At 42.7% G+C, this 11,952-nt stretch carries 6 protein-coding genes and 1 pseudogene; 1 reads left to right on the top strand and 6 read right to left on the bottom strand.

Annotated features, from left to right (window positions below):
* Positions 1-103 precede the first annotated feature (103 nt).
* Positions 104-1,888, bottom strand: a complete 1,785-nt coding sequence (gene trhI / locus ACOTX7_RS18420; protein ID WP_000517885.1) for an IncHI-type conjugal transfer helicase TrhI — start codon at positions 1,886-1,888, stop codon at positions 104-106.
* 179 nt (positions 1,889-2,067) lie between these two features.
* Between trhI and ACOTX7_RS18415 the strand changes: the two genes are divergently transcribed.
* Positions 2,068-2,940 carry a hypothetical protein gene (locus ACOTX7_RS18415; RefSeq protein WP_000771834.1) on the top strand — a complete coding sequence of 291 codons (873 nt, stop codon included), beginning with the start codon at positions 2,068-2,070 and terminating at the stop codon, positions 2,938-2,940.
* A 28-nt stretch (positions 2,941-2,968) separates the two neighbouring features.
* On the opposite strand, the gene trhN is transcribed toward ACOTX7_RS18415, so the two are convergent.
* The 5 genes and pseudogenes from trhN to ACOTX7_RS18390 form a co-directional block, all read right to left on the bottom strand.
* On the bottom strand, positions 2,969-6,157 hold the full coding sequence (trhN, locus tag ACOTX7_RS18410; RefSeq protein WP_000776701.1) for an IncHI-type conjugal transfer protein TrhN: 3,189 nt from the start codon (positions 6,155-6,157) through the stop codon (positions 2,969-2,971).
* An 18-nt stretch (positions 6,158-6,175) separates the two neighbouring features.
* Entirely contained in the window at positions 6,176-7,231 is a 1,056-nt protein-coding gene (trhU, locus tag ACOTX7_RS18405; protein ID WP_181231580.1) for an IncHI-type conjugal transfer protein TrhU, read from the bottom strand.
* A 144-nt stretch (positions 7,232-7,375) separates the two neighbouring features.
* Positions 7,376-8,887 (bottom strand): TrbC family F-type conjugative pilus assembly protein, encoded by a 1,512-nt coding sequence (locus ACOTX7_RS18400; protein WP_001256132.1) that lies wholly within the window; start codon positions 8,885-8,887, stop codon positions 7,376-7,378.
* Complete coding sequence (trhF, locus tag ACOTX7_RS18395; RefSeq protein ID WP_001286760.1) at positions 8,874-9,386, bottom strand: IncHI-type conjugal transfer protein TrhF; 513 nt, start codon at positions 9,384-9,386, stop codon at positions 8,874-8,876. Before trhF ends, ACOTX7_RS18400 begins: the two co-directional genes overlap by 14 nt.
* A gap of 277 nt (positions 9,387-9,663) precedes the next feature.
* Positions 9,664-11,952, bottom strand: a pseudogene (locus ACOTX7_RS18390) (hypothetical protein); the annotation flags it as partial.

The raw sequence follows: 11,952 nt of genomic DNA, 5'->3' as shown, positions 1-11,952 counted from the left end.
CGCGAAAGTAACTTTAAGCAAAGTTACTCAAATTTGGGAGCTGATATTTAAGCTCATTGTTTTTATACTATAGCTTTAAGCATAAGTAAATGCCCATATCGAATTATTCTGTATAAAGTGGAGAAATTCGAATATTAGCTGCTTCTTTTATCTTTTCTTCACTGCATTCTCTTAAAAAGAAAGAAGGATCACCATACCACATTACAAAAAGTTGCTTTTCTGCACGCGTAAATCCAACATAAAGCAAACGTCTTTCTTCTTCTATTGCCTCCTCCCCAACTGATCTTTTACTTGGTATCTGATCCGCATTACAACTCATTATTATTACTTTATTCCACTCAAGACCCTTTGAACCATGCAAGGTTGATAGGACTACTTTCTCTGGGCTGTATTCCTCGTCCTTCTTCCTAGGGCCTAATGACATTGCAGCAGCACGATTTATCATATTCATCCAACCAGTCTTTTCTGCCCACTGTTTACAAGTGTCTAAAGCAATTTTTGTTAAGGTTGCTGTACCTTTATTACTCCTCATCTTGATTGACGACGATTCCATCCATTTCGTAAGGTTGGCGAAACGTTTTGCTATCTCAACTTTATCAGAACTTTCCTGGGTAAAGCGCACGAAGTTTGAATGTAATGTTTTTGTTTCGAGAGAACTGTCCTCCGGGATGGCAAGGTCGCCAAAAGTAACTTTTCTTCCTCTCATACTCAATGCCACTTCATCCAAAACTGATTCCTGTTCTCCAAACAATGCCAATACTCTCTTCATTAAGCGAGGATCATTTGATTGTCGGAAAAAGGCCATAAGGCTTAACACATCGCTTGTTTCTTTTTCATCCCAGAATGATTTACCTCCGTAACGAATTACTGGCTGTTCGATCAAACTTTCTAGCTCATCCAAGTGAGCATTATTGCGGCTTAGAATTGCCCATCCATGTGGATCCTGATTTATAAGGCTTAAAATACCCTGTATCTGTTCCTCCATATCTACATATGAACGAAAAGTGACCTTTCCCCCTCCCTTTTTTGCCGAGCGTAACTCTTTGGCATAACGGTAAACATTCTTTCCTATCAGTGCTCCGGCCACCTCTAAAATTTCAGGTTCACACCTAAAGCATGTGTTTAAGTAAAATATGTTAGGTCTGAAGTGTTTTTCAAACTGTTGAAATATTTTGACTCCTCCTGAGGATCTGAAGGAGTAGATGGCCTGATCATCGTCTCCAACTATACTCGTATAGACTCCAGCTCTTGTATGCAATGCTATCCATGAGAATTGTATAGAGTCAGTATCCTGAACTTCGTCTACTATCAAATGTGTCAAATCTAACGTGCGCATTTTTCCCGAATGCATTTGACCGACAACAAATTTTGAAAGAGCATTGAGGTCCGCCACATGGTCTTTCTGGCATAACGCCTGATAGGTATTAAACAAATGGATCTGTTGTCTGTTATGCCGAACTGAAATCACATCCGTATCCATTTCTCTGCCGATAGCATCAATAACGAATTCAGCTTCAGCAAACTTCATCGTTACACCGGATTCTTTCAAAGCCCGGTGAATGACAGATCTCTGTGCTGGCCCTATCAACATCTTTCCCGGCCAGCGAATCATGTCCAGTTGCTTCTTAACGAGTCCGTGAAAAGTATCCACCAGCACCCGGTCAAGATCCTTCTTGCTCAATCGCTTTTGTAACTTTGCTGCAAGTGCGTTTGTTGCAGCGCGAGTAAAGGTCACCATCCCGATTCTTGCATATGGATACTTTTTGAGAATCGATATAACCGCTTCTATCATGGTGAACGATTTGCCTGATCCAGGCGCTGCTATCACCATATTGTTTGCGCTAGCATTCTCGATAACAGGTCTTTGCTCTTCTGTTGGCTTACCCATTTCAACCTCATTACTTCGTTTTAATAATTATACATTTTTATAAAAGCGCTTTTCTTGTGTACTGCTGGTTCTACTGGAAATCACTTTTTTTCCTTTTTTATGCAATCAGGTTGTTTGTGAAACGCGTGACTATGGAATAATGGTTCCATCTCCAAAAGACATTACAAAAAGGGCTTTAAATGAAACTTTTACGTTTAGTATCTCTGGTCTCTTCTGTCGTCATTGGTTTTTCCCTATCGGGTTGTGCCGGTGACACCGGCACTACGCCAGGCACCGCTCTGAATGCGTACAGTCACGGCCAGTACTGGCATGCTAATGCAAATGATTCTGTCGCCAAGAATGCCTATTCGTTTGCTGGTTTCGACGTTAATTTTAAGGAGCAAGAGGTTACTCCTGGAGGGGATGCCGACAACTTTCTTTCTAAGTATCTCATCAATAGTTCGATGGGCTACGTAACAGGCGGTCTAAAAGGTTTTGGGATCATGAGCCTCAGCTCTTTGTACAGTTCTTCTGACGCCGAATACATCCAGGTCAATCAATACCTAGTGTTCGTCCCCAATCCAAAAAAATTGCCTTACAATGATGAAAGTTTGGTACGTGAGGGAGCTAAGTATGTTTTTGAGCATACAAAAGCAACTCAGGCCTCATTTGGATACAACCCTGAAAAACAGAAAGCAGCTCTGGCCACATGTAAAATTGATATGGCAGTCGTCAATAAATGGAGTACCTGTGATCTGCCCTCTAAGCCTGATGCTGATGTTTTCCCTACAGATTCAATGTACAGCTTTCAGGCGATTCGCCCCGCAACAGGAACCGAAATTCCTGAGCTAAACCTTCCCGCTGGTGATTACGCTGTAATTCGTTATGTGTTCATCCCATTTAAAGGAAACGAAACAAGCGCTGATTTTTCGGGTATCATTTTCCGTTCTGATAGCCCAAATACAACAACTCCAGGGGGTGTTGCAGCCTCCATCAACGGAAAAGATTATTACCTCTTTACCGGTGAATACGGTAAAAAAGGCTTCCCAGAAAAAACATTGAAAGCCAAGTAATTAAAAAAGGGGCCTAACGGCCCCTTCTTCAATATTTCGGCAACTGCTTGCCCGTAACCGGATCCAGCGTAGTTGAACCTACCTCACATATGGCCGGTCGAGGTAAATAGCTACAATCTACATTTTCCTCTTTTATAGCCTGAGCATTTTCTTGTCTGGCCTTTATCATATTTTCTTCACCGCCCATTGCTTCCTTGGTACGTTCTGATGGAAGTTGATAGTTCTCATTCTGGAATGGTAAGTTTTCCACAATTGATTCTTCGGAGAATTTTGAATATTGATCAGGAACTTCTCCTACCTGAACTGCATCATTAATCCACTCCGTCAGATCAATTTTATCGAAATCCAGTTGCTGTATTTGCTTTATTGATAGCCCCACGCAATTAGAGGCGACAGGGTCTATTCCTAATTGCGGATAAGCTTGTTGCATAATAACGCGTGACAACATGGAATTATAACAGCACATGTCTGTTGCTTTTTTAACGCATTTCTTTGTGAAACCAACATTCAGATATTTGACGCATCGTTCCGTATCTAATGTAAAACAGGATTTTTGATTCTTATGAATAGAAGCTTCCATCTCTTTCTGGTCGCATGCTACCAACATTTCTAAAAGCATTTTAGTGACCTGATAGGCTGTATAAATCCAACCGATCACGTTTAATGCAAGCATAAAGTTTTGAACCGCAGCCGAGAAGACAACCTCTCCTCCGGTAGTAGCAACGTTCTTAAAGACAAAGTCACGAACTGTATCTGGTAGCAATTCGTAGGCTTTCTTCATTGCCATCTGCTTAAGCTGACCTATACCGAAGCTGGACATTGTTTCCTGTGCCAACTGGCCAGCACCTCCTGCCCCTCCAGAAGTTGCGGAAGACCCAACTGCCCTGCTTAGATTACCAGCGACGTTTTCATATACGCTCGTTAAGGAGCTCGTGACGTTGTTCCACATTTGCCCTACTGTTTTACCAGCTGATGCAGTCCACTCTCCGACCGCATTAGACATAGAAGCCCATGTACCTGTATCACCGCCGGTCCATTTTATTAGCTGAGCATTAACTCTGGTCCAGTTTGTGTTTCTGATCATAGATCCGGCAAGCATGATACCTTCAAGTGCTCCTGCGGTTCCCTGTGGTGCTTCGCAGCAGTCCGTCTTTGCCAGGCCATTTACAAAGCCTACTGAACGACCACACCATTCAGGTTTTCCTTCAAAGACGGAACATGAATTGGCATCGTTAGGGTCTTCGCATTTGGCTTCGCCCTGCATGTACTGAACCATGTTTGAATAAGCCGCAACTTTTCCAAAATCGTTGTTCTCTTCCTTTGGCCCAGTTTCGCATGTTCCACCTGAACATGGGATCATGCCAACACAGGCATTTGTAGAAGATTCAACCTCCCGAACTACATCCTTCCCTCTGTCACAGGTGTATTTCTGTTCATACATGTAGCAACTGTTAGTGCCCTCATCGAACCAACCCTCTGCACATGTTTGTTTATCGAGTACACATGCTGCATCATTTTTATAAGCACTACATGCATCAGGCATACTCTTTATTTCTTCATAGTTGTAACAGAGGTCCTTTCCATTAGCGTCTTTCATAATTTTTCCACTAGCGTCATAAGAGCAAATTTTGTCTTTGGCCAATGGATCACAAAAGTAGCCTTCAAGGTTTGTCTTCCAGGTAAGAAATCCTTTATCACCTTCATACAGAGGCTTTGCCAATGAAAGCACGCTTTCCGGAAGCCGTTTTGTGCCAACATCCATATCTTTAAACCGATCGAAACGGCAGAATGTATTCGGAGCTTGTACAGCATCGTAACAACCAGCTGGTTCCTGGACGTGCTTATCTTCGAGCTTCATATTTTCAAAAGTCAGCTCAACCTCAAAATACCCTTCACCCTTCCCACCAACCCATACTCTGGATGCCATTGTCACTTCTCGATCAGGCTCCTCATACACCGATTTTCTGACCTTATCAGTCACATCGTAAACCTTGTCGAGTTTCCACGATTTTTTTAACTCCCAAGATCCCTTAGGAGCCGGATAGTCACTTTCTCGATATGCACCATCTATGTGAGCAAAAATCTGCGTGCCATCAAGTGTTACCCGCATGTGGTCATCCCACTCCGCGTTAACAATCTTTGCTGAGGCCAATTTTGCATCCGGATGGAATTTTAATGTCAGTTCGTTATCATATACCCCGTCACTCCAGTAGTTGTCATCACGGCGACCAAACCATATACGCACACAATTATCGCCGCACATCGACATGTCTCCGTTTCCGCCTGAAATGTAAACAGGGACTGAAAAATCACGGGTTATCGTGCAGCTGCTGAAGTTATCTTGCTTAGGCGAGTTACAGTAGAACTCTTTGTAATCAGGATAGTGTGTGGTTACTGTTTTTTTAGAGGTCTCAACATTACAGTTCTGAAGCCAGTTTCCAGTACCAGCAACAGCATTTGTTATCTCATTTCTCCCCGCAGTAAACATGGGATCGTTAGGCTTTATAGATGATGCCGGGTTGTCCTTGTTAGCATTTACGAGGGTGCGGTAGGCAACGCCATCATAACTTTGAGCATCAAATAACTGGCTTTTCCGATTCTTTATATCGTTTACAAAGCCATCCTCATCCCCATAACGATCTGCGGCATTGAACTTAATATCGCTGTGCTTTTGCTCTGAGCTGAAAATCTCTCCGGTATTTGTTTTGGTTCCAGGAGTAGTATTGGGATTACTGCTTATACCAATGTTGCCATTAGCATCCCGAGAGAGCAGCTTTGCCCCTTCCTTGGTATAGTTTGAATTGATTGTCCCTCCAGACATACTCGGCAGTTGTACGGCGCTACCAATGGACTTTCCATCGGATGCGGCATTTTTCATGACACTTTCATTTGAGTTCCCTGCCCCATACTTTCCGAGATTAAGATTAGCGGATTCGGCTTTACCCACGTATTTCTCGGTGATCTTCCCACTGACATTCTCGCCTGAATCCGCATTCTTGTACTTCTCAACAATGTCCTGAGCACTGGTTGTCGCATTGCGATTTGCGTTAGGATTAGCAAGATTAAAGTTACTTTCGAGCTGGTCAAATATAGCGTCTGCCGCATAAATACGAGGAGTCATTACCATATTTATGAGAGAGATATAAAAAGCCCAACTCATAGTATTGGCAATCATTGATGCAATAATAGTTGAAGCTATCGTTTTTCTAAGTTTCATTATTTTTACCCTTAGAAATCAAGCGCCTGGTATATATCTGACGCAACAGTCATTGTAACGCCACAACATATAGACATAATTATCATTGCCTATTTTTTTGCGCCCACCTTTAAGGGTTGACCAGTCATGTACCGAATCACCAAGACGATGACAGCAATCCGGCCCTTTCGCCTCAGGAGTTGGGAAAAGCATTGAAAGCCGATACTGGGAACGAGGTGTAAAGTATTCCCACGTTTTCTCACACATTGCGTCTGCTCCCATCGTTCGCATCAGCATTCCCTGGCGATGTAGTTTAGTCAGAAGACGCTGGGTTATCAGTGAACTCGTCCTTACAGCGTCATCATTTGCGTAAATGTGGCCGGTTAATGGATAAAGGTTGCCATCGCATCCGGCACAAAAGTATGCAGCGAGATTATCCTTTCCTGCTGTTACTGCTACACAGTCAGCAGCGCACACCATTGAGGCAATTGGGTTTGCAAAAACTACTGCCTCTGGATTCAGGACGAGTGTAAGCAGATCACTTTCCCACATAGGGTCCACTTCGCTTATATAGGTCAGGCTGGCATCTATATAGGGTTCAGCAGTGCACTCGCCAATAATCAGTAATTTGAGCATTGTCATGATTGGGAACTCCCAAAGATGAACATCGTAAAATCCGGCTTCAGTTGCTGTCATTGGCTGATTTGTGTTGCTTTTACCAATATCAAACTGCGATTTTTGAAGCATCGTGCCTTCAAGAAAGGGGCTGCACCAGGGGCTCTTTACAACTTCAACAATCTTCACCGGCTGAAAGAAGCTCAATTGCCAACCTATTTCCGGTACGCCGTTCTGATCTGTGCAGTAGCAACCCGGACGTGAAGGAGCAGCGCCTTCTGGAGCTGCCCCTATGCCCATTATCCTCATGGGAAAAATGCAGCTCCAACAGATATTCTTAATCAAGCCCTGCCACACTCCAGCTGACTGACACATAGCCCCAGGGACTCCAGCATCTGCTGCCATAGCCATACCCGGTATAGAAAGCGAAAGCATAACTGCTACAATGAACTCTAAAAGTAACTTTTTGAATTTTTTCACCATCATGCTCACTTGGATGTAATAAATGTTGCAACACTTTCGATATAGTCGACGGCTTTGGTAAAATAACTTCTCATCTGGTCCGGATAATTTAGCGTCAGCCATGTTGCAAAGAGAGCGCCTATAATAAATCCGAGTTTCATCTTATTTTTCCTCTGAAAGATTTGGGGCTCCGATACCACGGACTTCTGCCTCGCTAAACAGGGTGATCCGGAATTTATCTTGGTCAGTAGTTATAAGCGCAGGTGTGTTTTTAATCTGAAAGCGTGAGATGATCTGTTCGTTAACTTTAAACACCTTACCGTTAAATTTTTCACGTAAATCATTTAGGTGATCCCATCCATTATCTTTTTGGATACGGGTAAACATTGGCATTACTTTTCCACTACCCAGACGTTGTCGATACTGCTGCTCAGCCCATACCAGCTGGCCCGGATTGAGTGGATCGAAAATTATCATCGTCAGGTTTTGAGGAAATCTCGAAAGTGGATTAATCAACTCACCGGCGGAAGCTATTACACGGCCCTGCTTATCTTTTACGTCCTGAGTGACCCTCACTGTAGGGTCAATTAAAAATTCTTTGTGTTCCTGGGCAGGAGGGAGGTCGACCATCCATTGATTTTTCCATGTGTCAGAAACGGCCCTTTTTTTTGCACCTTCCCAGTCATATTTTTGTGCACGTTCTTCCAGTTCTTTAATGATGCTCTTTTCTTCAACGGGATAAGTGGTACCAGCAACCGGGAAAATATCCTGATCGGGTTTTTTAGCAAGTTCTCGCTGAAAAAACTCAACGTTGAAGGAGCCTACCATTTTTGCAAAACGAGCTTGCTCCCTAGAAATAATTGTCGGTACTTGAGTTACTTGATACTGACTGAAGCTATCAGGATCAATTGTAATCAAAGGAGATTCAAATTTTCCTTTGACAATCATTTGGTTTATTGCTGCCTGTGTCTCTGGTAGCCGAGTAGTTCCTTTCTTTAGACCATTGAAAACTACACGAGCTTTATGCTCTGAGGCCGTACGTAGAAGGTCTTCCAGTACATAATCCGGCAAGCTAAATGAAGCAAAGATCGTTATTCCATTTTCAGTTGATAGTGCTTCTTCACGTGTGCTATCCATTTTTCTTTCGAAGTCAGCAGCTGTGATGCCCGAGGAACCAAACAATTTTTCGATATTTTTAGATTGTCCTCGCATGACTTCCGGCTTATTTTCCACAGCTTTCAGAGCCGCTTCATTAAGGCTGGCGTTTTCTTGAATTTCATCACGTCTTCTAATTATATCGTTGACAGCTTCAGAGTTATTACTTTGGGCCCTGATAGCCTGGGTATGGTCTATAACTGCTTGAACACTATCCGCATTCATACCGGGGACGTAACCACGGTTTATTTGCTTGCTCAGGTCCTGGTTTTTTTGGAGTGCTTCAGCTTGCGCTATGTACTTCTGCACATCTGGTGATTTTAGCGTAGCATCAAGGCTAAGAGCCCCATCTGGCTGCTGTGCACCTTTAGCCTGTGCCCCAAGCCCTTTTGCTTGCTGAGCGATTAGGTCAGCATCATGTTGATACTCAGTGCTTGCATTTGTATTACTTAAAACTGCACATAACGCAAGTCCAGGAAGTATTGGTAAATATTTTTTATTTACATTAAAAGATCGCATATGTTTTCCCAATTACTGAATTCAGCTTTACTGTTCCCCAAAAACGGGAATCCCATGAGTGATCGGTTTGCCCAATTAGGAAAACTTCGCCTTCAGGAATTATCAATTCTTTTTCAATCAAAATGGACGGAATATTGTATTTCTTCGAAATACGACGTGCATTAGCTTCAAAAAATTTGTCCCCGTTATAAACCCCATCCATTGTTACTTTAAGTTTGTCACCGCCCACACCGGCAACAATTTTTATGACTCGTTCATTTTCTGGGATAAAACGTACCGATTTCGGCATGTTAAATGCTATGAGTTCACCAGTTTTAATACTTTTATCCGAATGATCAATCATATAAAAATCAGCAGGCAGGCACCCATTCAATAAACCGTATCCAAATGTATAACGGGTGAAAAAGACACACATAACGAGAATCAGCAATAAAATATTAAGGGGGACATACCAATCCAGTATAAGCAGCCCTCTCTTTTTAGGTATGTAGTCGCTCATATTTTTCTCACTGGCACTGAAGAATATTTTTACTAGGCAGATGCACCTCTATCCAAGTAACTATTATCCATGTTTTTCAACGCTCGGAAGTCTGCAAACTAACCTAATATTCACCTATAAGAATGTTAATTCCTCAGCATGTATACGCAGCTTTGTTAGCGGCCATGAAAGATGCCTTTGGAGCAAAGTTACTTTCCGACATTAATTTTTCAAAGGTCCAATTATTGGGTATAAAAAAGCCGGGACATAATGTCCCGGCTTTATATTTAAAAATTAACTACTCACTGCTTGGTATTGATACAGTGTTTTCAGACTTACTTGCCTCTTCAGCCGGTCCGAAAACTGTCACGTGCTGTGTTGCAAAGTCTCCACTATCATCATAAGCAATTACTTTTATGTCCTGCTTACCACGGTTAAGGTTTTTAGAAAGTGTAGCCGTACTACCGAAAACGTTCCTTAATTCGCCGTTGATGAACCATTCATATCTAACCATTTTTCCATCAGTATCATCACATTTATTGGTAAAGCTCCAGCTTAGGTTGGTTTCCGTGTAGCTCAATGTACAATTAGGCACTGCGTTTTTAACGACATCAAACTCAACAGATGCTGAACCTCTCTGTCCAAGTTTACTAACAACATCAATTGTAATCTCGTATTTCTTTTCTTTTAAACCCGAGATCAGTTGAGCCCAATAATTTTTGCCGCTGGGTATTACTTCACCGTTCACCTTGTATGTGACCGTATCTATCGAGTCCGCCGAATGAGATAGCTTGATGTTTGACCTTAAGGTTACATCGAGTGGAGCTCTCATATATTTGTTAGAGAACTTGGGTGTCATCTCAACGTTCATTGGCGTTTGTTCATCGACAACAAAGGTATTTTCGATACGCTGTTCATTGTTTCGGTTATCTTTGAAAACAACCATCAATGTATATTTGCCAGGATTTTCAATTGTAAATTCTTTGGTGTCACCTTCATCTTTAGTGATTACCAGATTCTCTTTGTCGTAGATCCATTCACGGGAATAAGTAACACCAGGATAGTCTCCATCCTTAATACCGCTCAACGCAACGCGTAGGGTGGTCGGTGCCATGTCGTATTTAAGTTTGGAGCTTATTTTCATCTCGGGAAATTTATAAACCCACGATTTGACAGAAACTCTACGGGTAGAAACCGTATTCTCCTTATTGTCCGCTAACCATGCACTGTATTCAAAAGCAGCATATCCCTGTTTATCCAACATTTGCTCAGTAAGGGTAACAGACAGTGAAGAGCCCTTAAATGTCTGGCCATCCGGTGTTTTCCATTCTTCAACTACGTTATTACCATTCTGGTACTTACTGTTAGGGTTCGTGAACTTACCTTCCAAAGTAACTTTTTGACCAACCTCTACCTTTGAAACCCCCGTTACCGAGACAGAAAGGCGCTTGGGTTTTGCGGCTGCCAACCGAGCAGACGTTTCCTTCCATGAAGACTCCTCTGCCAGTTCATCGGAATCAAGGTAACGCATCCGGGCATAAATCGTAGACGGTAGGGTATCAGCTGAAGCCACAGTGTAAGTTGTATCTCCCTGCACCCAGTTGACTTTATCCTCTGACCAGAGAACCTCAGCGGTGCCTGCTGGTATAGGTTCATCGTTATCAAGCAGGGTTACAGGTATATCTGAGCCCTGAAGAATGTCTGTAACATCTATACTGAGCTTAGGCTGCTTGTAGGTAACTACCGTTAAGGCATCTGTGTAGGAAATCTTGGATGTGAATTTATTAGTCATTTTTGCCCTATAAAGCCACTTTCCTACTTCTGTCTTTTTGATACTTACACTTCTCTTTCCGGTCATGTCGGAAAGCATGGTCCAGGTTTGACCATTATCAGAGGACTGCTGCCATTCGGTGGGGGCGAGTGCATCAGAGTTAGCCGTACTGGCAGATTTGAAGCTTACCAGAGTACTAAGTGGGATCCTTCCGATAATAAGGCTTTTCGACAGGTTACCCTCCAGTTCCTCACCTTTATAGATTCGAATGCCTACAGCACTGGTCTCACGTTTCATTTCAAAATCAGAGAATGGCGATCTGACCTTAGCCACACCAACCAGACGCATATTACCCAGATCCATATTTTCAATTTTAATCTTGGTTTCGACAATGCCCGCATCATTGACCGGCAATGCTTCAGTCAGCGCAGTTCTTTCGTATGTAGTTTTATAACGGCCTGTTTCTGGATCTTTGCCGTATACACTTTTTTGAGAGTATATCGTGACGTCCCATTCTCCCATTGTTTTACGGTCAAATGCACTTTTACGTGTGGAGTTGTTATAACGCCCCACTGTTACCTTTAAGGGCACTTCAAGAGATGTGGCTGTTTTTTTGTCATCCACTTCCATCGATGCTCGAATATTGAAATCAGGCACCGTATATACGTTGAGGGTGTCTGTAGTTCTTAATTCTGGATCCTTTGAGTATTCTACAGCTATGTCAAAGACGTTCTTTGTCCACAATGGTGCAGCAGCAACCGGCTTTGTTGAATAAATCAGATTTCGGGTAAGTCTCCCCCGTAGCGGGTTGTGTTT

It is taken from the genome of Enterobacter cloacae complex sp. IR5418 (assembly GCF_049238105.1).
In the GTDB taxonomy this organism is placed as follows: Bacteria; Pseudomonadota; Gammaproteobacteria; order Enterobacterales; family Enterobacteriaceae; genus Enterobacter; species Enterobacter hormaechei.
This window is presented reverse-complemented; position numbering and strand designations above follow the sequence as displayed.